The organism is Streptomyces sp. SAT1 (assembly GCF_001654495.1).
GTDB lineage: Bacteria > Actinomycetota > Actinomycetes > Streptomycetales > Streptomycetaceae > Streptomyces > Streptomyces andamanensis.
In genome coordinates this window covers 42,608-62,791 of sequence record NZ_CP015849.1, presented here as the reverse complement: position 1 = coordinate 62,791, position 20,184 = coordinate 42,608, and the positions used below count along the sequence as shown (strand labels likewise).

Genomic DNA, 20,184 nt, shown 5'->3' with positions numbered 1-20,184 from the left:
GGCCACCCCGACCGGGGCCTCGAACGGACCTGCTGGGAAAGGGCTCAGCGCTGGGGTGTGGTGCCGGGCCGGAACGTCACGTTCGGGGTGTAGTAGAAGCTTCCGCCGCTGACCTGGTTGCCGGTGACCAGGACATCGCTCACCGGTGAGACGAACCCGACCGTGTCCGCGCTGACGCGGACCGCGTTGCGCGCGACTCCCGAAGCGCCTGGCGTGATCGTCACCTGGTTGTCGACGATGTCTATCCCGGAGATGGGATTCGGTCCCCCCTGGACGGGCGGCTGGCTGCCCGTCCTCGCCGACACGGAACTGACGTAGACCCCGCCGACGCTGTTGTTGATCGTGTTGCCGCGGACGGTGATCTGGGTGGTGTTCATCGCGCCGATGGCGTCCCACTTGGCGTTGTCCACGACATTGCCCTCGATCAGGACGCGCGCGTGCACCTGGCCGACCTTCTCGCCGCCGGTGTGCGAGCCGACCAGCTTCGCCCAGGACGGCTGGGAGCCGGACGCACCGGCGTAGTTGCGCTGGACCTGCACATCCACGGTCGGTGTGCCGTCACTGGCCCCCGCCCAGGTGTTGTTCGCGAGCGGGAGGTCGAGCTGGACGGCCTCGCCCTGCCACAGGCCCCATGTGGGATTCTCGACCCAGCCCTTGAAGAAGCAGTCCCGGACCGCGCCCCGGCGCACGGCGTTGAGTTCCACCGCGTGCCACCACTTGACGTTCCAGACCGTCACGCCTTCGACCTCCACGTCCTGGGTGTGGGTGAAGGTCAGCACGTTCATCGGCGGGGCCTTGTCGGCACGCGCCCGCGCCGCCCCCGAATCCGCCCACACCCACGCCGATATGGGGTCCCACTCACCGCCCTTGACCATGATGTTGCCCGGGGCCGAATAGCCCGTCGTGCCCGCGGCGACATGGTTGATCAGCATGGTGGACCTGGTGCCGCTGACGGCGGGCGCGGTGAACATGCCCTGGCTGTCTGTCACGTACGCGGGACTGGGGGAGTGCGGATTGGTCCGGTCCAGCTTGTACTGCCGCATGACGGTGCCGAATTTGGCGACGAACCGCGCACCGGTGGCGTCCAGAGCCGTGTTGCCGCCGATGACCAGGGTCTTGAGCAGCGTGTAGGTGGGAACACCCGCGTACCCGGCCTTCACGATGATCCGGCCCTTGCCGTCGACACCGTGCGGGCCGACGATGCCCGCCGCCGCGTCGTCCAGCGCCTTGCGCAGCGTCCGGACGTGCGCCGCCTCACCCGCAACCGTCGGATTGATTCCCGCGGCACTGGCTCCGGCCCCCGCGGCCGCGCCCCCCAGGACCGTGACGGCCCCCGCCACCACACCCCCGCGCAGCAGCCCCCGTCGACTGATTCCTGCCATTTCCTGCCCCCACCTCTCGGCCACCGGCCGACCTGTTCGAACAGCCGCGGATACATGGGCGACCGGCGCATCCGCGCAGCGGTCCGGTGGGTCCCGTACCGCCGACACGGCGCCGACGGCACCCGTCCCCGAACTCTAGGGTCGGCGGCCGGACGACTGGTAGCCCGCGTCGGCGCTCCGCCGTGCCGGGCGCCCAGATCGGCTGGAGATCACCTCTTGACCCCGGTGTCGCCGGCCACCCCGCGATCCGGTGCCAAGATGTTCGGTGCGGCCGGGAACAGCCGGTTCGTCCGGCGCTGTTGCATGGACCGAGGGGGCGGGACCGCACGGGCGGGGACACGGAGGACAGGACCGTCGTTCCGGGTCCCGGCGGGATCCGGGCCCTCGCGACCCGCGGCAGGCCCGCCGCACACGCGAACCGACACATGTATACGCAGGAGGACCTTATGGCCGACCGGCCCTTGACGCTCATGGCCGTGCACGCCCACCCCGACGACGAGGCCACCGGGACCGGAGGGATCCTCGCGCGGTACGCGGCGGAGGGCGTCCGCACGGTTCTCGTGACGTGTACCGACGGCGGCTGCGGGGACGGGCCGGGAGGTGTCAAGCCCGGCGATCCGGGACACGACCCGGCGACCGTCGTCGCGATGCGCCGTCGAGAACTCGAAGCGAGCTGCGAGATCCTGAAGATCAGCGACCTGGAGATGCTGGACTACGCCGATTCCGGGATGATGGGCTGGCCGGGGAACGACGCGCCGGGATCCTTCTGGCGGACCCCCGTGGAAGAGGGCGCCGCCCGGCTCGCGGAACTGATGCGGCACTACCGGCCCGACGTGGTCGTCACCTATGACGAGAACGGCTTCTACGGCCACCCCGACCACATCCAGGCCCACCGCATCACCATGGCGGCAGTGAAGATGACCGACCTGACACCGAAGGTGTACTGGACGACGATGCCCCACTCGACGATGCGGCGCTTCGAGGAGGCCATGCGCGAGTTCCACGAGGACATGCCGGAACCGGATCCCGCCGAGGCCGCCGCGATGGCCGAGATAGGTCTCCCCGACGGTGAGGTCACCACCTGGGTGGACACCACCGCGTTCAGCGGCCAGAAGTTCGACGCGCTGGCCGCGCACGCCAGTCAGGGCGAGAACATCTTCTTCCTCAAGATGGGCCAGGAGCGGTTCGGCGAGCTGATGGGCATGGAGACCTTCGTACGCGTCCAGGACACCACCGGAGCGGCCCTGCCCGAGGACGACCTCTTCGCCGGGCTGCGCTGACCCCGCACCCGGAGGTCCCCTGCTCCCCGTACGACCGTTGACTCCGCCGCTGCCGGATCGCACCGATCCGGCAGCCCAGGGCACGACGAGCGACGCCCGGTGGGCCGCTCGTCGTGCCCGCCGTCTACGCTGACGCGGTGACTGATGACCAGGAGCGGCTGCGGCCTTCGGGGTCTGGGCCACGGCCGTGGGGGTGGCGAGGGTCCGGGCGCTGGAGACCGAGCGGGAGGACGCGCTGTTCCGCGACCCGCTCGCACGGGCCTTCGCCGCGGCCGGCGGCCTGTGGTCCTCCTCGCCGCCGCCCGGCGACGAGGCCGCGCGCCGCCGCCGGTCGGCCGTGTCGTTCTCCATCGTCATCAGGACGAAGTTCCTCGACGACCTGGTGCGGCAGGCCGCCGATTCCGGCATCCGGCAGGTCGTGCTGCTCGGCGCCGGCATGGACAGCAGGGCCTTCCGGATCGACTGGCCCGCGGGCACCAGGCTGTTCGAGGTCGACACCGCCGCGCCCCTGGATTTCAAGGCGTCGGTGCTGCGCCGGGAGCGGGCCGTCCCGCGCTGCGAGCGGATCACCGTCGCGGCCGATCTGCGGGAGGACTGGCCGGGCGCGCTGGCCGCCGTGGGGCACGACCCTGCCGTCCCGACGGTATGGATCGCCGAGGGTCTCCTGATCTATCTGCCCGAGGACGCGGTGGAACTGCTGCTGGCCCGGATCAGTACGCAGTCGGCGGCGGGCAGCCGGATGGGGCTGACCCTGGGCTCGCGCGGCACGATCGAACGCTTCGGCGCGGACGCCACGCCGGGCTCGGCGGCTTCCATGTGGGTCTCGGAGATGCCCGACGACCCGGTGGCCTGGCTGGCGGGACACGGCTGGGAGGCCGTCGGCCACACCCTGCGCGAGCGCGCCGCCGCCTACGGCCGCCCGGTCAGCACCCCGCCGCGGCGCGCGGAGCAGCCCGGCGGACTGATCTCGGCGATCCGCCGGGAGAACGCCTCCCGGTCCTGACGGGTATCGGGTGCCGGGTCCCGGATGCGGGGTCCGGCGCAGGCGGTGAGCGTTCCCCGGGCCCTTCTCGCTCCTCACCCTCCCCGACATGGCCGACCACTCCTGCTCGTACGCCTACGGGCGCGGTGAGGAGCCCTCCGGTGACGCGGCGCCGGGCAAGGGGCCTCCGCCCGTGCGCCGGGACTCCCGCAGCCAGCCCGTGCCCGCCCGTACCGCCCAGAAGAACACCGCGAAGGCGAACGCCGCCACCGTCAGTGAGTCCCACGGTGCCGGGAGCCGTCCGGAGCCGCCGAACGAGCCGAGCCAGGACAGGAGCGTGAGCACCGCGAGGAACACCACCAGCCACGCGCCCGTGCGAAGCTCCGCGGCGAGCGGCCGCCCCGCCGCGGTGCCGCGGTGCATGGCGAGGAACACCAGCAGCCCGGCCAGCACCAGCGGCAGCGCCAGCCGCAGATCGTGCCAGCCCGACCAGTACACGAACTCGGCCGCCACCGCGAAGCTCACCGGAGCGATCCAGCGCAGTCCGGGCACCCAGCCCGCGGTGCCGCTGTCCGGGTCGGCCAGGAACACCGCGGCCGCCACCGCGGAGGCCGCGTAGGTCAGCAGATACATGTCGCCCATCACACTCACGATGTGCTGCCAGCCGCCGAACGGCAGCAGGAACACCACGATCACCGCGAGGTTCAGCACCAGCGCCCGGCGCGGGATGCCCGAGCGCGGCTCCACCGCCATGAACCAGCGCGGCAGGGTGCCGTTCTTGGCCAGCGCGTAGGTGTGCCGGGCGTCCAGCGCCACCCCGACGTACGCCGAACCGCCCGGCGAGACGACGGCGTCCGCGTACAGCAGCACCGACAGCCAGTGCAGGTTGAGCAGCAGCGCCAGCTGGCCGAACGGCGAGTCGAAGTCCACGCCGTGCCAGCCGTGCCCGAGCGCCCCCTCCGGCACCGTGAACAGGAACGCGACCTGCAACGCCAGATACATCGCGACGGCCAGGGCGATGCCGGTCAGCACCGCGGCGGGCACGGTGCGCCGTGGGTCGCGGGTCTCGCCGGAGAAGTCCAGGGGCGCCTGGAAGCCGTTCACCGAGTACACGATGCCGCCGCCGGCGAGGGCCGACAGGCAGGCGGCGTAACCGTACGGCGCGAATCCGCCGTGGTCGGTGAGGCGCCCGGCGTGCCAGCCGGACGCCAGCAGCGCCACCACCGTGACGACGGGCACCGCGATCTTGAAGACCGACAGCAGGTTGTTCAGCCGGGCGAACAACCGCACCGCGAACCAGTTCAGCACCGTCAGGACGATGCTCAGCGCCGCGGCCACGCCGAGACCGGCGGCGGTCAGGGAACCGCCGCGGTAGATGCCGGGCAGGTAGTGCCCGGCGTACTGCATGATCGCGCTGATCTCCGCCGCGGTACCGCCCACCGACAGCAGCACCGACCAGCCGATCAGCGTGCCCACGAGCCGTCCTCCGGCGTACAGCGGCCAGCGCACCGTGCCGCCGCCCTCCGGCCGGGAGGCGCCCAGTTCGATCATCACCAGCGCCACCAGGACGCACAGCAGCCCCGCTCCCACCCACGACAGCAAGGACGCCGGGCCCGCGGTCTGCGCCGCGTACATCGCGGCGAACAGCCACCCGGAGCCCACGATGTTGGAGAACGCGATCGCCGTCAGTCCCCAGAAGCCCAGGTCCCGGCGCAGCCGCCGTTCCTGGTCCACCGCCGCCGGGGCCGCGCCCCCACCGGCCGACCGGTCCTGAGGCACGGGACCGCCTCCTCGCTCTCGTCGCAGGTGCGTCGAGAGTAGCGGCCACGCAGGGCCGAGGCCGAGAGGACGACCGCGTCGGCGGACGGCTGTCGACGCGATGGTGCGGCGCCGCCCGAGCGCCCCGTCCGCCGGGGGCTCGGCGCCCCCGGATAGACTCGGGCGCATGGTCCGCTCGTCCCGCAGTGCAGCGAACCCCGGGATGTGGCGGCGCGAGAAGGGCACCGTGGTGCGCCGGGCCGCCGCGATGCCCGCTCGGGCGCAGGACGCCTTCGTCATCACCGCCGGGCTGCATGTGCCCTCCGTTCCCACGGAGTGGGCGCCGCACTCGCACGTCCTGCACGAACTCGTCTGGGTACGCGGGGGCACGTTGACGTCCCGGGTGGCGGACCGCGTCTTCACCGTGTGCGAGGGGCACGGGCTGTGGCTGCCCGCCGGAGTGGTGCACGCGGGCCGGGCGACGGCCGGTGCCCGGTTCCACGACGCCTTCTTCGCGCCCGACCGCACACCGTTCGCGTCGGCGGAACCGCAGGCGATCGCGATGACGCCGTTGCTGGAGGCGCTGCTGACCCATCTGTCCCGCACGGATCTCGACACGGCGGCCAGGGCGCGGGCGGAATCGGTCGTCTTCGACGTGCTCCGGCCCTCGCGGCACCGGTTCGCGTTGCAGCTGCCCGGCGACCCGCGGATCGACACGATCGCCGAGACCCTGCTGGACGACCCCGCCGACGGCCGTTCGCTGGAGGACTGGGCGGGCTGCCTGGGCATGAGCGACCGCACCATCACCCGGGCGTTCCGCCAGGCGACCGGACTGTCGTTCGCGCAGTGGCGGCAGGTGCTGCGCGTGCACCGGGCGCTGACGCTCCTGTCCGAGGGGTTCGACGTGATGACCGTCTCCGAGACGCTCGGCTATGCGCAGCCCAGCACCTTCATCGCCGCCTTCCGACGGGTGATGGGCACCACACCGGGAGCCTTCTTCGACTCGACGGGCTCGACGGACGCGGCGGACTCGCCCGATGCGGCTGGCATGACCGGCTCGACCGGCTCGACCGGTGCGGCCGGCTCGACCGATCCGACCGGTGCGGCCGACTCGGTCGAGGGCCGTACCGACGCGGCCTGACCCGGCCCGACACGTCCCGGCGTGATGGCCGGGCCCGCCGCTCCGCGCCGCCCGGTGCCGCTTCCCGCGGTGTCCGGAATCCCGTATCGGGTGTCCAGATCTCCTGATTGTCGACGTGGCGAGCGGAATATAACCTGCTCGGAGTTAGGTAACCCTTAGTTGTTGCTCACCGCGCACGGCACCGCCGTTCGGGGGAGAGTCCGCTGCCCGGCCGGAGACGGCCGGACGGAGGGTGCCACAGCCCTTGTCCCTCCGACCGTCCGGACCCACCGATGCTCACAAGCCCCTCCCGGCCCGCCGGCCCCGCGGCCGACACCGGCGCCGCCAAGCCGGTGTCCGCCCTCACCGGGCACGACCTCGTGCTGCGCTACGGCGGCACCCCGGTCGTCCACGGTGTCTCCCTGGCCCTGGAACCCGGCCGTGCCACCGCACTGGTGGGCCCGAACGGCAGCGGCAAGTCCACCCTGCTGCGCGCGCTGTGCCGACTGCACCGGCTGGACGGCGGCCGCGTGGCGCTCGGCGCCGCCCCCGGACGGCCCGAGCGCGACACGGCCCTGCTCAGCGCCCGTCAGTTCGCCCGCGAGGTCACGCTGTTCTCCCAGTCGCGCCCCGCGCCGCAAGGGCTGACGGTCGCGGAGGTCGTGGCGTTCGGCCGCCACCCGTACCGGCGCGGCTTCGCCGGACCGAGTGCCGAGGACCGGAGCGCCGTCGAGCACGCGATGGGCGTCACCGGCGTACGGGACATGGCCGGGCGGCCGGTCGGGGAACTCTCCGGCGGCGAGATGCAGCGCGTCTGGCTCGCCGCCTGTCTGGCCCAGGACACCGGCGTCGTCCTGCTGGACGAACCGACCAACCACCTGGACCTGCGCTACCAGATCGAGACGCTCGACCTGGTGCGCGACCTCGTCGAGGACCACGGCATCGCGGTCGGGATCGTGCTGCACGACCTCGACCACGCGTCCCGCGTCGCGGACACGCTGGTCCTGATGCGCTCCGGCCGCGTGCACGCGGCCGGAGCCCCGGTCGATGTCCTGACCGCGGAGAACATCGGCGAGGTCTACGACATCCGTGTAGAGGTCGCCCTCGACCCGCGCACGGGCCGGCTGCGCATCGACCCCCTCGGACGCCACCCCGCCTGAACCGGCGCCACCGTCCTCGCACCAGAAGCGGCGTCCCCCCGGCCGCACCCGAAGCGGCGCATCCACCGCCGTGACGCGCCCACGCGCCACCGCGGACAACGCAAGAAAGCAAGAAAGAGGAACCTCCATGAACCGTGCCCACCGCCTGGCGGCGACCGCCACCGCGGGGCTCTTCGCCCTCGCCGCAACGGCCTGCGGCACGACCGCCGTCGACAGGCCCGAGGCAGCCGGCAGCGCCACCGCGAGCGCGTCGCCCGTGTCGAAGAGCTGCGCCCAGGACACCACGACCACCTCGACGAAGCCGGTCTCCTTCACGGACGGCGTGGGCCGCACGGTGAAGCTTGACAAGCCCGCCCGGCGGATCGCGGTCCTGGAATGGCAGCAGGTCGAGGACGCGCTGACCCTGTGCGTCACCCCCGCCGCCGTCTCCGACGCGAAGGGGTACAGCACCTGGGTCAGCGCGGAGAAGCTGCCCGCCGGGGTCACCGACATCGGCACCCGCGAGGAGCCCGACCTCGACACCCTCTACGCCGCGAAGCCCGACCTGATCGTCGTGGAGGCGTTCAAGGCCGACGACGAGATGATCAAGAAGCTGGAGAAGCGGGGCGTCCCCGTGATGGCCACGAAGGGCGCCGACCCCAAGGACCCGATCGGCAACATGCGGAACGTCTTCAGCATGATCGGGAAGGCGACGGGCCGCACCGAGCGCGCCGACCAGGTGCTCAAGGAGTTCGACGACCACCTCGCCAAGGCGAAGCAGCAGGTGACCGACGCCGCTCTGCCGACGAAGGACTTCCTGTTCTTCGACGGCTGGCTCGAGGGCGGCAACCTCACCGTCCGCCCCTACGGCAAGGGCGCCCTGTTCACCGAGATCGGCGAGCAGCTCGGCATGAAGCCGGCCTGGACCGACGCCGTCAACAAGGCACACGGGGACGGGGGCGTCGATCCCTCCTACGGCCTCGCGCAGACCGACGTCGAAGGGCTCACCGCCGTGGGCGACGCCAACTTCTTCTACGCCAACGACGAAGGCGCCGGCGGCTACGTGGCGGCGCTGCAGAAGAACCCGATCTGGAAGACCATCCCCGCCGTCAAGGAAGGCCGCGCGCACGCCTTCCCGGCGCGGGTGTGGGGCGCCGGCGGCCCCCGCTCCTGCGAGCAGGCCATCGACGCGTACGTCGACGTCCTCGACAAGAAGTGAACGCCCTGCAGGAAACGGCGACCCGGACGGGCACGCCGCCGCGCGCCGAGCGCGGCAGCGGCCCCGCCGGGGCGGCCGTCCTCGCGGTGCTGCTGGCCGCCACCGTGCTGGTGGGCCTGTGGCATCTGACCCAGGGAACATCGGGCGTCGGCGTCGGTGACCTGGTGCGCTACCTCGCCGGGGAACGCGACGGCGGCGGGGCGCCGGTCGCCGAGATCATCACCGGCTCGCGCCTGCCGCGGCTGTTCGCGGGCGTGGCGGTGGGCCTCGCCCTCGGCTGCGCCGGAGCGCTGCTCCAGTCCGTCACCCGCAACTCGCTCGCCTCCCCGGACACGCTCGCGGTCACGGCCGGGGCCTACTTCACGCTGTCGCTCGTCGCGGCCGCCGGTCTCACCGTCCCGCTGTGGGCGTCGGGCGCCGTCGCCTTCGCGGGCGGGCTGGCCGCGGCGGCGCTCGTACTGCTCCTCGCGGGCCGGGCCGCCGGTACCACCGGCACCCGGCTGATCCTCGCCGGTTCGGCGACCGCGATGGCGCTGGACGCGGGGACGTCGATGCTGCTCATCCTGTTCAGCCAGAACACCACCGGCCTCTTCGCCTGGGGGAGCGGCTCGCTCGCGCAGCTGAACATCGACGCCTCGGTACGGGCCTTCCCCGTGGTGGCCGCGGTGCTGTGCGCCGCCCTCGCGCTGTCCAGGAGGCTGGACGTGATGGGCCTCGGCGACGACGCCGCCTCCGCCCTGGGCGTGCCGATCCGGTCCACCCGTGTAGCCGCGGTGCTCTGCGCGGTGGTGCTGACCGCCACCGCGGTGACCCTCGCGGGCCCCATCGGCTTCGTCGGCCTCGGTGCCCCCGTGCTGGCCCGGCTGCTCGCCGGACGGGTCCGGGCCCTGCGCAGACACCTGTACCTGGTGCCCGCGGCCGGGCTGTTCGGTGCGCTGCTCGTCCTGCTCGCGGACGCCTCGCTGCGCGCGGTGCAGGGCGCGGACGGCGCCGCCTCCATCCCCACCGGCGTGCCCACGGCACTGCTCGGCTCCGTGGTGATCGTGGCCCTCGCGCTCCGCCTGCGCGACACGGGCGGGCTGCGGCAGACCCCGCACACACGGGTCGCCGTACGGTCGCGTCGCGCCTTCGTCCTCGTCGTGTGCGGCGCCACGGCGCTGCTGGCGGGCGCGGCCCTCGTCGCGGTCCTCGCGGGAAGCCTCTGGCTGCGCACGGGCGACCTCGCGCTCTGGGTACAGGGCGCTGCCCCGGACCTGATCGGTCAGGCGCTGGACGACCGGGTCCCGAGGGTGACGGCAGCGGTCGTCGCCGGAGCGGCGCTCGGACTGGCCGGCTGCGTCGTGCAGAGCGCGGTGCGCAACCCCCTGGCGGAGCCGGGCGTGCTCGGCATCACCTCGGGTGCCGGACTGGGCGCGGCGGCCGTCGTCACCTCCGGCCTTCCCGGCGGGCGGCCGCTGCTCATCGTGGCCGCCGTCGCCACCGGGCTGGCCACGTTCGCGCTGATCGCCCTGCTGTCCTGGCGCGGCGGCTTCCTGCCCGACCGGTTCGTGCTGATCGGCATCGGCTGCGGGTACGGCCTCAGCTCCGTCACCACGTTCCTCCTGCTGCGCGCCGATCCGTGGAACACGCCCCGGATCTTCACCTGGCTCTCCGGTACCACCTACGGCCGTACGCTGTCCGACGTCGTACCCGTCGCGGTCGCCCTGGCCCTCGCCCTCCCGGTGCTGCTCGCCCTGCGCGACCGGCTCGACCTGCTCGCCGTCGACGAGGACACCCCGCGCATCGTCGGTGTCCGCCCGGAACGCGCCCGCTTCACCGTCCTCGCGATCGCCGCGGTGCTCGCCGCGCTCAGCGTGGTCGCCGTCGGCGTGGTCGGATTCGTGGGTCTCGTCGCCCCGCACCTGGCCCGGTCGCTGGTGGGCGCCCGGCACGTCCGCGCGATCCCGGTCTCGATGCTGCTCGGCGCGCTGCTGGTCTGCGTGGCCGACGCCCTCGGCCGCACCCTCATCGCCCCGTCCCAGCTGCCGGCCGGCCTCATGGTCGCCCTGGTCGGTGCGCCGTACTTCGTCTGGGTGCTCCGGCGGTCGCGCGCATGAGGCGGGACGCCGACACACACACGCCGCGGCGAGACCCGTCACGACGAGACACACCACAACAGGAAACAGCACAGCAGGAAACAGCACAGCAGGAAACACCCGTGAAGAAGAGCACCGTGGACCAGCGCATCGTCCTCCCGTTCGTGCCCGACGTGCCGCCGCCCCCGCTGCGGCGGCTCGGCCCTCCTGAAGTACTGGAGCGCTGGCGCACGACCGACCGCGCCTCCCAGGCCCCGCACATCGTGGCCGTACCGGACGGCGACGGCGAGGAGTGGAGCGCCGCCGCGCTGGTGACGGCGCGCCCGCACGCGTCCTATCTGAAGATCGTCGACGCGGTCGGCGACGTGCCGGCCGCCGTCGCCGCGGTCGTCGCCCACGCACGCCGCCAAGGGCTCGCACAGGTCAAGTGGGAAGGCTGGACGGCGAGTCCCGAGGCCACCGCCGCAGCGGGCTTCACCCCGCTGCACCCCCCGCTCGCGCAGGCGGCGGACGCGGTGGGTCCCGGGACCGGCTACGTGCGCTGGCTGGGTGACGACCCGGTGGCCGAACCCCCGTACTACGGCCAGACCACGCACTTCACGTGCGGCGCGGTCACCGCCCTGGTCGCGCAGGCGCACGCGGGCGCGCTGCCGCGGGAGGCCCTGGACCGCGAGCGGGAACTGACACTGTGGCGCGGCGCGACCAACTTCCCCGCGTGCGAACCCGTCGGACTGGGGGTCGCGGTGCGCCGGGCGTGGCCGGCGTCCCCCGTCACGGTCCACCTCGACACGGACCGGCCCGTCCTGCTCGACCATCACCCGGAGCACGAACGGGAATGGCGCGCCCTGCTCCAGCACGCGTCACGGACGGACGCCGAGCGGACCGGCGTCCCGGTCGACCCGCGCCACCTCCCCATGGCGGAGATCCGGGGCGCGCTCGGCCGGGGGGAGCAGGTGCTGCTCCTGGTCTCGCTGGCCGCGATGCAGGGCTTCGACGTCCCGCACTGGGTGCTGTGCCACGGGGCGGTCCCCGGCGCCGTCGTGATCGAGGACCCCTGGGCCAACGCGGCCACGGGCGACACCTGGGTCGACGCACACCTGCTGCCCGTTCCCGACGCGTCGCTCGACTCGATGTCGGTCCTCGCGCCGGGCGGCTTCCGCGGCGCCGTGACCATCGGCGCACCGCAAGGGTGCTGCCCGCCCACGTCCGCGCGCGCCGCCCGCTGACACCGACGCTTCCCGGGTCCCTGCCCGCCCGCGTCTTCCGCGGCGGATCCGTCACGTACCGGAGACCGGGCGACAGCCGGGTCACCGGTGATCTGGACGGCGCGGTCACCTACTGGTTCCACTACCACTTGGTCAAGGCCGCCGTCTCCGTCCTGCTGCTCCTCAGCCTCGGCCTGCCGAGCGCCGTCCTGTGCAACGCCTTCCGCCGCAGCGGCGGTCACGTCCCCGCCGCGTCCGCCACCGGGACGGCGCTGCTCACCCTGGCCGCCCTGGTGGCCGCGATGGCCAACGTCCAGGCAGCGGCGGCCCCGGTCGCCTCGCTGCTCCCGATGCTGACCCGCGGATCCCCCCGTGGTGAACTCGCCGCCACTCTCACCCAGGCCGAGCAGCGCCTGCACGACGACCCGGGGGAGCGTACGGCCGTACGCCGCCGCCCCTGGACGCCAGGGTCTCCCGGTTCGCCGAGTACCGCGCCGTCCTGGCCGCTCTCGCCGCGGCCGTCGCGCTCGCGTTCCTCGCCGCGAGCGTGCCCGCGTGGCGCGCCCTCCCGCGGTCCGCCCCGGCCGACCGGCGCGTGCGGCGCATGGCGGCGTGGCCCGGCGGCTCCAGCGTCGTGCCGGCGTCGGCGTTCGCCGTCCTCGTCCCCTCGCCGACGCCAAGAACGCGCTCGCCCCGGCCGAGGCCCTGGCAGCCTTCTTCGACGGGTCGTGGTGACACCCCGCGAGAGAACGCTCCGCACCGGCGAGCGGTTCTCCGACGGCGCTCCTACTCCGCCTGGTGGGCGGCGGCGACGTCCAGGACCCACGTGACCCCGAAGCGGTCGGTGAGCATCCCGAAGCCCGCGCTCCACGCCGAGGCGGCCAGGGGCTCGACGACCGAGGAGCCGGCGGACAGCTTCTCCCAGTACGCCTCGACCTCCTCGAAGGTCTCCCCGCGCACCGAGACGAAGAACGGCTGCGTGGTGATCGTGGTGCCGTTCTCCCGGCGGGTCGAGCCCGTGCCGCCGGCCGGGCCGCCGGAGGGACCCGGGATGTCGTAGGCCATGACGCGGAACCCCTCGGCGGTCTCGACCTGGCCGAAGACCACGTTCCCGGCGCCCGGGAGGTCCTTCGGCATGCCGAGATCGCCGTACGTGGCGAGGGTGACCTCGCCACCGAAGGCACCCTGGTAGAACTCCAGGGCCGCGCGGGCCTCGCCCCGGAAATTGAGGTGGGGGGTCGTCCTGATGCTCACAACTGCTCCTTGCGCACATGTGGTGCCGGGCCTGTCCCGGCACCACCGACTCTCGCAGCAGTGGAGGACAGGTCGTGTCCCACACTCGCGTTACGGTCGGGAACATGGCGACGACCACTTCCCGGCTGCTCCGTCTGCTGTCGCTGCTGCAGGCCAGGCGCGACTGGCCCGGCGCCGTGCTGGCCGAACGACTGGAGGTCAGCCACCGCACCGTGCGGCGGGACGTCGACCGGCTGCGCGAGATGGGCTACAGCATCCGGACGACCATGGGCCCGGACGGCGGCTACCGGCTCGACGCCGGCACGGAACTGCCTCCGCTGCTGTTCGACGACGAGCAGGTGGTCGCCCTGACCGTCGCCCTGCAAGCCGCCACCGTGATCGGAGCGGGCACCGAGGACGCAGCCCTTCGGGCACTGACCACCGTCCGCCAGATCATGCCCGCCCGTCTGCGGCACCGGATCGACCAGCTCGAGTTCACCGCCGTCCCCCGCCCCGGCGACGGACCCGCGCTCCCCGTGTCCCCTCAGGTGCTCGTCACCCTCTCCGGCGCCGTCCGCGCCCGCGAAGTGCTCCGGTTCGACTACGCCTCTCCCCGGCGAGAGGGTGACGAGCCCGTGCCACCGCGCCGGGTCGAGCCCCACCACCTCGTGACGTCCCACGGCCGCTGGTACCTGGTGGCGTGGGACCTCGAACACGGCGACTGGTACGTCTTCCGCGCCGACCGCATCTCCCCGCGCACCCCGGCCGGGCCCCGCTTCACCCCTCGGGAGATCCCCGGCGGCAGCGTCCAGGACTATGTCTCGGCGCGCTTCAAGGGTTCGGACGGGGCCAACACCTGGCCCTGCGTGGGCACCGTCGTCCTGGGGAAGCCCGCCGCCGCCGTCGCACCCTTCGCCGGCGACGGCACTGTCGAGGATCTCGGCCCCCACCAGTGCCGCTACACCGCGGGATCATGGTCCTGGATCGCTCTGGCGGCCTCCCTCAACCGCTTCGACACGGCCGTCACGGTCATCAGCCCACCGCAACTCACCGAGGCGTTCGCCGAACTCGCACTCCGCAACGCGGCGACGGCCACCGGTCAGGCGTGAGCGGCGGCAGCCCGCTCCACGGTCCCCCTGCTCCGCCGCGCCGCCCGAGGGGCGACGCCGCCCTCACCGCATCCACCGGTGTGCTGTTGGCAACAGCACGTCCGTACCACGTGTCGCACCCCTTGCCCGACGAGTCGGCCGCATCCTATTTTACTCGACAGTAAGTTTACTTAGGAGTAAGGGGATTGTCTTGGCCGCCTATCGCACTGTCCTGGTCGGCACCGACGGCTCTGAGTCGTCGTTCGCCGCGGTCGAGAGGGCGGCCCGGCTCGCCGCCGCCTGCGGCGCCGAACTCGTCATCGCCTGCGCGTACACGCCCATGAGCGGCCCCGAACTCGACCTGGCCAAGGATCAGTTAGGAGCTGAGGCATACCAAGTGGTGGGCTCAGCGCCCGCCGAGGACACCCTGCGGATCGCCGGCGACCGGGCCCGCGCACAGCATGCGGCGGACGTGCGGACGGTCGCGGTACGGGACGAACCGGTCGCCGCGCTCGTGCGGGTCGCCCGAGAATGTTCGGCCGACCTCCTGGTCGTCGGGAACCGGGGGCTGCGCTCGATCGCCGGCCGCATCCTGGGCTCCGTCCCCGCGGACGTCGCCAGAAAAGCCGGTGTCGACGTGCTGATCGTCCACACCACATGAGTGCGGCAGAGCCGGCGGCGGAACCCGGCGCTCCGTCCGGCATCGGCGAACTGCAGCGGAGCATCGAGGCGTTGCTGCTCGGCGGCGGCCGCACCTGGACGAGGCGGGAGGTCGCCGAGCGGGTCGGGACAGGGGCCGGGCGCACCATGGAGATCTGGCGCGCGCTCGGCTTCCCGGTGGTCGACGACGACGCGCGGGTGTTCACCGACGCCGACATCGAGGCGCTGCGCGCGGGCGAGCGGATGATCGGAGCCGGACTCATCACCGCGCAGAGCGAGGCGATGATGGCGCGCGCCCTCGGACACCATCTGTCCCGCCTCGCCGAGTGGCAGGTGTACACCCTCTGGTCCTGGATGAACCGCGCCTCGGGCGCGCCCCTGGACGGTGGGGAGTTGACGGCCCGCGCGGCGGCGCTGCTGCCGGAGATGGAACTGGTGCAGCGGCATGTGTGGCGCCGCCACCTCGCGGCGTACGCCGAACGGATGCTGGCCGAGGCGGAGGAGACCGGCCCGGCACCGGGACCGGCACGGGGGAAGGACCAGCCCGGCGGCGCGGCCCGGGGCGGGGCGGTGCCTCCCGGCGAGGGCGCCGGCCTCCGCGACCTGGCGGTGGGGTTCACCGACATGGTCGGCTACACGCGCATGACCCGTGGACTGGAGAGCGGTGAACTCCTCGCGGTCCTCGACCGGTTCGAGAGCCTGACCGGCGACGTGGTTGCCGACGGCCGGGGCCGGGTGGTGAAGACCATCGGCGACGAGGTGCTCTTCACCAGCGAGTCGGCGTCCGCGGCCGCCGACATCGCCCTGGAACTCACCGCCCGCGCCGAGGCGGAGCCGGTACTGCCGCACGTGAGGACCGGGCTGGCCCACGGCGCCGTCCTCAACCGCTTCGGCGACGTCTACGGGACCGTGGTGAACATCGCGGCCCGGCTCACCGCGGTGGCACGCCCCGGCACCGTCCTGGCCGACACGGCGTTCGCCGGTGAACTCGCGGGAGTGGACGCGTACGAACTCAAGGCGCTCCGCCCGGTGTCGGTGCGCGGGTACAGCAGATTGCGCCCGGTGCTGCTGCGGCCGGCCCCGGTCCACCCCCTCAGGGGCGCGGGAAGCGGCGGGCGGTCCGGGTGACACCAGATCCTTCCGGGGCGGCGGCACCCGGGCGGAGTCCCCGGTAGAACGCGGTGATGTCGTCGGCGAGCAGGGCGGGTTCCTCGTGCGCCGCGAAGTGTCCGCCGCGGGGCATACGGGTGTAGCGCGTGAGGCGGTAGGCGCGCTCGACCGGCCCGCCGAGGAGCACACCGTGCCAGCCGCCGCTTAGGAACGAACGTTCTTGTCTCGGTATCCGCGCCCTGCGCCCCGCAGACGGTGGACGCCGGACGCCGGATCAGGCCGCAGTGAAACCGCCGTCCGCGGCGAGCACGGCGCCCGTGACGAAGGAGGACCGCGGCGAGACGAGGAAGCAGAGGACTTCGGCGATCTCGCGGGGCTGCGCCACTCTGCCCAGGGGGTGGGCGTCCGCGAAGGACGCCAGGTAGGCGCGGCTGTCGGAGCGGAAGGTGTCGAGGAAGTCCGTCTCGACGACACCCGCGGCGACGAGGTTCGCGCGGATGCCCAGGGGGCCGCCCTCCAGCGCCAGTACCTTGGTCAGCTGGGCCAGCGCGCCCTTCGACGCGCTGTACGCGGCACCCGAGGGCAGGCCGACGGTGGACGCGTAGGAGCCGGTGCTGACGATGGCGCCGCCACCCCCGCGCTCCTCCATGGCGCGGAAGGCCTCGCGGGCGAGGAAGAAGGCACCGCGGGCGTTGACGTCCATGACGCTGTCCCAGTCCTGGGCGGTGGTCCGCGTGACGGGCTTGTTCAGGGTGCGTCCGGCGTTGTTGACGAGGATGTCCAGCCCGCCGAAGGCGTCGACGGCGGACCGTACCGCACGGGTGGCGGTCTCCTCCGCGGTGACATCGCCGGACACGGTCACGACTCCGGGGAACTCCTGCTCCAGCGAAGCCAGTTGGGGCCGTATGTCGAGGGCGGCGACACGTGCGCCGCGGGCGTGCAGGAGGGCCACGGTCTCCTTGCCGACGCCGCGCGCGGCGCCGGTGACGAGAGCCGTCCGCCCGGCGAACTCGGCTGCTTCGGCGGACGGGGGCGTGCTGGTCATACGGGTGCTCCTTGCGAGGTAGGTCGGGGCGGGTGTCCGTACGCGGTCGGCGCTCACGGACGACGGCGTGGCGGGGTGTGGGACCGGGATCGTCGTCAGCGCTCCCGGCCGCCGGGCCGGTGCGGCCGGTGCCGGATGAGGACGGTGGCGCCCAGCCCGGCCAGCACGGTGGCGACGATGACCGCGGTGCCGGGGCGGTAGCCCGCCAGGGGGTCGCCGGGGTGCGTCCGCCGCCCGGCGTCGACGACCGCGGTGACGAGGGCGAGGACGACGGCACCGCCGATCTGCATGAAGGTGTTGAGCAGCGCTCCCGCCAGTCCCTGGTCCCGGTCGGGCACTTCGGTGACCGCGCTCATGTTCAGCGCGGGAAAGGTCGCGGCGGTGCCGATCCCGTTGACGACCATGACCGGCAGGACCACGGTGAGGAACGGGCTGCCGGGGCCGATCCGGAAGAACAGGGCGTAGGACAGCGCGAGGAGCAGCATCCCGGCGGCGATCACCCTGCGCGTGCCCAGCCGGGCCGCGATCCGCCCGGCGAACGGCGCCAGCGCGCCGTTGGCGAGGCCCAGCGGGACGAAGGCCCCGGCGGTCTGAAGCGGGGTCCAGCCCAGCACGTTCTGCAAGTAGAGCGTGGCGAGGAACGCGAACGACGTGTACGCGCCCCACATGGCGAAGATCGTCAGATTGGCGCCGGCGGTCGCGCGCCGGGCGAGGAAGGACAGCGGCACCAGGGGCCGGCGGGCACGGGCCTCGACACGGAGGAACAGGACCAGCAGGCAGACCGCGGCGGAGAAGAGGACGAGGGTGCCGGGGGACAGCCAGCCGTGCGAGGGAGCCCGGGTGAGGCCGTAGACCAGGAGCACCAGTGCTCCGGTGGCCGTCAGCGCGCCGGGGATGTCGAGCCTCTCGCGGTCGCCGCCCCTGGGGTCCGCCGGCAGCAGCCGCAGCCCCGCGAGCAGAGCCGCCACCGCGATGGGCACCGGGAGCGCGAGCACCAGCCGCCACGACGCCTCGGTCAGTACACCGCCGAGGACGAGCCCGCCGACGAAGCCGCAGGCACCGGCGGTGGCGTACCACCCCAGAGCACGGCCGCGCCGCGGGCCCTCCGGCCAGCCGGTGGTGATCAGGGAGAGGGCCGCCGGTGCCAGGAAGCCCGCGGCGACACCCTTCACCAGCCGTGCCGCGACCAGCAGACCGCCGGTCGGCGCGAGCGCCCCCAGCACGCTCACCGCGCCGAAGACGGCGACCGCGGTCAGAAAGGCGCGGCGCCGGCCGAACAGGTCGGCCACCCGGCCGCCCAGCAGGAGGAACCCGCCGTAACCGAGCGCGTAGGCGGACACGACCCACTGCAGGGACCCGGGCGCCATGCCGAGGTCGCGCTGGATCGCGGGCAGGGCCACGCCCACGTCGGACAGGTCGATGGCGTCCATGAAATGGGCCGCGCACAGCACCAGCAGGGCCGGGTGACCGGGTGCGGGGGAGACCTGGGCGTGTCCGTGAGGGTGGGTACGGGGAACGAGGGCGCTGCCGCTGTGCTTCCTCACGAGGGCCTCTCCGCCCGGTTCTCGCGGTGGAGGACGAGGTGCTCGTGGTGGAGGACGCCGTCGCGGATGTCGCCGGTGGCGGTGAATCCGGTGTCGTCGACGTAGTCGAGGTGGTCGCCGGTCACCGTGTACCGGCCGGTGTACGCGCTGCGCCGGTCTCCCCGGGCCTCGTCGTAGCGCCCGTCCGGCAGCAGCTCCTGGCGGATGTGACCGTCCGCGGTCACCCACATGCCGACCACGTCGGCGTTCCCGCGGGTGTGGTCGCCGCTGCGCGCGTCGTCTGTCATCGGACTTCCCTTCGTCGGTGGGCGTCGGCTGTCGTGCCCGGCCGAGTCTGCGCGGCTCGGCGAAGGGGTACCAGGGTCCTCTCTGCCTGGGTGCGGCACACCCAGGCAGCGCGCGGGGACACCGCCTAGCCTGGGGGCCATGGACGACAACCACCTGGGGGAGTTCCTCCGCGCGCGCCGCGCCCGCCTGCGGCCGCAGGACGTCGGCATGGCCGGTCACGGCGTACGCAGGGTCGCCGGACTGCGCCGCGAGGAGGTCGCCGTCCTGGCCGGCGTCAACGCCGACTACTACACGCGCCTGGAGCAGGGCCGCGAGCGGCATCCCTCGCCCCAGGTCCTGGACGCCCTCGGCCGTGCCCTCCTGCTCGGCCCGGACGCCCACGCCCACCTGCACCGCCTGGCCGGGGTGGCACCGCAGGGCGGCTCCCTCCACGCCACGGAGCGGGTGAGTCCCGCGCTGCGCCAGCTGATGGACGGCTACGCGCACACCCCGGCGTTCGTCATGAGCCGCACCCTCGACCTCCTGGCCGCCAACGCCCTGGCCGACGCGCTCCACGCCCCCTTCGCCCCCGCGGACAACCTGGCCCGCATGACCTTCCTCGACCCGGCCGGACGGCAGTTCTACCAGGACTGGGACCGGGCCGCGCAGGCCGCCGTGGCCAATCTGCGCCAGGCGAGCGGCTTCGACCCCGAACACCCGCGCCTGCGCCGTCTCGTGGACGCACTGGCCGAACACAGCGCCGAGTTCCGGCGGCTGTGGGCGCGGCACACCGTGCGCGGCAAGACCCAGGACGCCAAGCGCCTCCTCCACCCGGAGGTCGGGCCGCTCTCCCTCACCTACCAGTCCTTCGACGTCCGCGACGCCCCGGGCCAGCAACTCGTCATCTACCACGCAGAACCGGGCAGCCCTACCGCCCAGGCCCTCACCCTCCTCGGCTCCCTCCACGCGGCGACCCACGGGTCACGCCCCGTCGCGCCGGGCGGTGAGAACCGCGACTCATGAACACCGCCTGCCGCACGGAGCGTGCCTCACTTCACGAGGTCGCGAGGCTCCGTG

17 protein-coding genes are annotated in these 20,184 nt (G+C 73.3%); 11 read left to right on the top strand and 6 right to left on the bottom strand.

Translation table 11 applies throughout. From position 1 onward, the window contains the following. Positions 1 to 44: 44 nt before the first annotated feature. Entirely contained in the window at positions 45 to 1,382 is a 1,338-nt protein-coding gene (locus tag A8713_RS00305; protein WP_159393051.1) for a hypothetical protein, read from the bottom strand. A 446-nt stretch (positions 1,383 to 1,828) separates the two neighbouring features. Here A8713_RS00305 and A8713_RS00300 point away from each other — a divergent pair, with 446 nt between their 5' ends. Next, entirely contained in the window at positions 1,829 to 2,662 is an 834-nt protein-coding gene (locus A8713_RS00300; RefSeq protein ID WP_064530832.1) for a PIG-L family deacetylase, read from the top strand. Between the two features lie 187 nt (positions 2,663 to 2,849). After that, a complete protein-coding gene (locus A8713_RS00295) occupies positions 2,850 to 3,665 on the top strand; it encodes a class I SAM-dependent methyltransferase (protein ID WP_064530831.1) in 816 nt (271 codons plus the stop codon). 114 nt (positions 3,666 to 3,779) lie between these two features. On the opposite strand, the gene A8713_RS00290 is transcribed toward A8713_RS00295, so the two are convergent. Continuing rightward, the gene (locus A8713_RS00290; protein ID WP_064530830.1) at positions 3,780 to 5,423 is read right to left on the bottom strand and encodes an APC family permease; all 1,644 of its coding nucleotides are present in this window, start codon (positions 5,421 to 5,423) and stop codon (positions 3,780 to 3,782) included. Positions 5,424 to 5,589: 166 nt separating this feature from the next. On the opposite strand from A8713_RS00290, the gene A8713_RS00285 reads away from it, so the two are divergent. From A8713_RS00285 to A8713_RS00265, 5 genes are all read left to right on the top strand, one after another. After that, complete coding sequence (locus tag A8713_RS00285; protein ID WP_079158773.1) at positions 5,590 to 6,543, top strand: helix-turn-helix domain-containing protein; 954 nt, start codon at positions 5,590 to 5,592, stop codon at positions 6,541 to 6,543. 272 nt (positions 6,544 to 6,815) lie between these two features. Continuing rightward, the gene (locus tag A8713_RS00280; RefSeq protein WP_064530829.1) at positions 6,816 to 7,682 is read left to right on the top strand and encodes an ABC transporter ATP-binding protein; all 867 of its coding nucleotides are present in this window, start codon (positions 6,816 to 6,818) and stop codon (positions 7,680 to 7,682) included. Between the two features lie 127 nt (positions 7,683 to 7,809). Further along, a complete protein-coding gene (locus A8713_RS00275) occupies positions 7,810 to 8,880 on the top strand; it encodes an iron-siderophore ABC transporter substrate-binding protein (protein ID WP_064530828.1) in 1,071 nt (356 codons plus the stop codon). Continuing rightward, positions 8,877 to 10,976, top strand: coding sequence for an iron ABC transporter permease (locus A8713_RS00270; protein ID WP_064530827.1), 2,100 nt, complete (start codon positions 8,877 to 8,879; stop codon positions 10,974 to 10,976). The genes A8713_RS00275 and A8713_RS00270 overlap by 4 nt, the downstream gene beginning before the upstream one ends. A 101-nt stretch (positions 10,977 to 11,077) precedes the next feature. After that, positions 11,078 to 12,181 carry a peptidase C39 family protein gene (locus tag A8713_RS00265; protein WP_064530826.1) on the top strand — a complete coding sequence of 368 codons (1,104 nt, stop codon included), beginning with the start codon at positions 11,078 to 11,080 and terminating at the stop codon, positions 12,179 to 12,181. A gap of 765 nt (positions 12,182 to 12,946) precedes the next feature. On the opposite strand, the gene A8713_RS00260 is transcribed toward A8713_RS00265, so the two are convergent. Further along, a complete protein-coding gene (locus A8713_RS00260; RefSeq protein ID WP_064530825.1) occupies positions 12,947 to 13,414 on the bottom strand; it encodes a VOC family protein in 468 nt (155 codons plus the stop codon). A gap of 104 nt (positions 13,415 to 13,518) precedes the next feature. Between A8713_RS00260 and A8713_RS00255 the strand changes: the two genes are divergently transcribed. The 3 genes from A8713_RS00255 (at position 13,519) to A8713_RS00245 (ending at position 16,269) form a co-directional block, all read left to right on the top strand. Then, positions 13,519 to 14,502 carry a helix-turn-helix transcriptional regulator gene (locus A8713_RS00255; RefSeq protein WP_064530824.1) on the top strand — a complete coding sequence of 328 codons (984 nt, stop codon included), beginning with the start codon at positions 13,519 to 13,521 and terminating at the stop codon, positions 14,500 to 14,502. A 190-nt stretch (positions 14,503 to 14,692) separates the two neighbouring features. After that, positions 14,693 to 15,142, top strand: a complete 450-nt coding sequence (locus A8713_RS00250) for a universal stress protein (RefSeq protein ID WP_064530823.1) — start codon at positions 14,693 to 14,695, stop codon at positions 15,140 to 15,142. Then, positions 15,139 to 16,269 carry an adenylate/guanylate cyclase domain-containing protein gene (locus A8713_RS00245; protein ID WP_064530822.1) on the top strand — a complete coding sequence of 377 codons (1,131 nt, stop codon included), beginning with the start codon at positions 15,139 to 15,141 and terminating at the stop codon, positions 16,267 to 16,269. The genes A8713_RS00250 and A8713_RS00245 overlap by 4 nt, the downstream gene beginning before the upstream one ends. Before the next feature lie 256 nt (positions 16,270 to 16,525). Here A8713_RS00245 and A8713_RS00235 read toward each other — a convergent pair whose 3' ends face one another. The 3 genes from A8713_RS00235 to A8713_RS00225 all read right to left on the bottom strand — a co-directional run bounded on the left by A8713_RS00235 (position 16,526) and on the right by A8713_RS00225 (position 19,127). Continuing rightward, positions 16,526 to 17,296 carry an SDR family NAD(P)-dependent oxidoreductase gene (locus A8713_RS00235; protein WP_064530820.1) on the bottom strand — a complete coding sequence of 257 codons (771 nt, stop codon included), beginning with the start codon at positions 17,294 to 17,296 and terminating at the stop codon, positions 16,526 to 16,528. A 95-nt stretch (positions 17,297 to 17,391) separates the two neighbouring features. After that, positions 17,392 to 18,840: an MFS transporter gene (locus A8713_RS00230; protein ID WP_064530819.1), complete on the bottom strand. Its 1,449-nt coding sequence runs from the start codon at positions 18,838 to 18,840 to the stop codon at positions 17,392 to 17,394. After that, positions 18,837 to 19,127: an Atu4866 domain-containing protein gene (locus tag A8713_RS00225; protein WP_064530818.1), complete on the bottom strand. Its 291-nt coding sequence runs from the start codon at positions 19,125 to 19,127 to the stop codon at positions 18,837 to 18,839. Before A8713_RS00225 ends, A8713_RS00230 begins: the two co-directional genes overlap by 4 nt. 139 nt (positions 19,128 to 19,266) lie before the next feature. Between A8713_RS00225 and A8713_RS00220 the strand changes: the two genes are divergently transcribed. Then, the gene (locus A8713_RS00220) at positions 19,267 to 20,130 is read left to right on the top strand and encodes a helix-turn-helix transcriptional regulator (RefSeq protein ID WP_064530817.1); all 864 of its coding nucleotides are present in this window, start codon (positions 19,267 to 19,269) and stop codon (positions 20,128 to 20,130) included. The last annotated feature ends 54 nt before the right edge of the window (positions 20,131 to 20,184 follow it).

Excerpts from the sequence above, each read along its gene's own strand:
- A8713_RS00305 (WP_159393051.1), bottom strand. The coding sequence starts at position 1,382 with ATGGCAGGAATCAGTCGACGGGGGCTGCTGCGCGGGGGTGTGGTGGCG.
- A8713_RS00300 (WP_064530832.1), top strand. The coding sequence starts at position 1,829 with ATGGCCGACCGGCCCTTGACGCTCATGGCCGTGCACGCCCACCCCGAC.
- A8713_RS00285 (WP_079158773.1), top strand. The coding sequence starts at position 5,590 with ATGGTCCGCTCGTCCCGCAGTGCAGCGAACCCCGGGATGTGGCGGCGC.
- A8713_RS00280 (WP_064530829.1), top strand. The coding sequence starts at position 6,816 with ATGCTCACAAGCCCCTCCCGGCCCGCCGGCCCCGCGGCCGACACCGGC.
- A8713_RS00275 (WP_064530828.1), top strand. The coding sequence starts at position 7,810 with ATGAACCGTGCCCACCGCCTGGCGGCGACCGCCACCGCGGGGCTCTTC.
- A8713_RS00255 (WP_064530824.1), top strand. The coding sequence starts at position 13,519 with ATGGCGACGACCACTTCCCGGCTGCTCCGTCTGCTGTCGCTGCTGCAG.
- A8713_RS00245 (WP_064530822.1), top strand. The coding sequence starts at position 15,139 with ATGAGTGCGGCAGAGCCGGCGGCGGAACCCGGCGCTCCGTCCGGCATC.
- A8713_RS00235 (WP_064530820.1), bottom strand. The coding sequence starts at position 17,296 with ATGACCAGCACGCCCCCGTCCGCCGAAGCAGCCGAGTTCGCCGGGCGG.
- A8713_RS00225 (WP_064530818.1), bottom strand. The coding sequence starts at position 19,127 with ATGACAGACGACGCGCGCAGCGGCGACCACACCCGCGGGAACGCCGAC.
- A8713_RS00220 (WP_064530817.1), top strand. The coding sequence starts at position 19,267 with ATGGACGACAACCACCTGGGGGAGTTCCTCCGCGCGCGCCGCGCCCGC.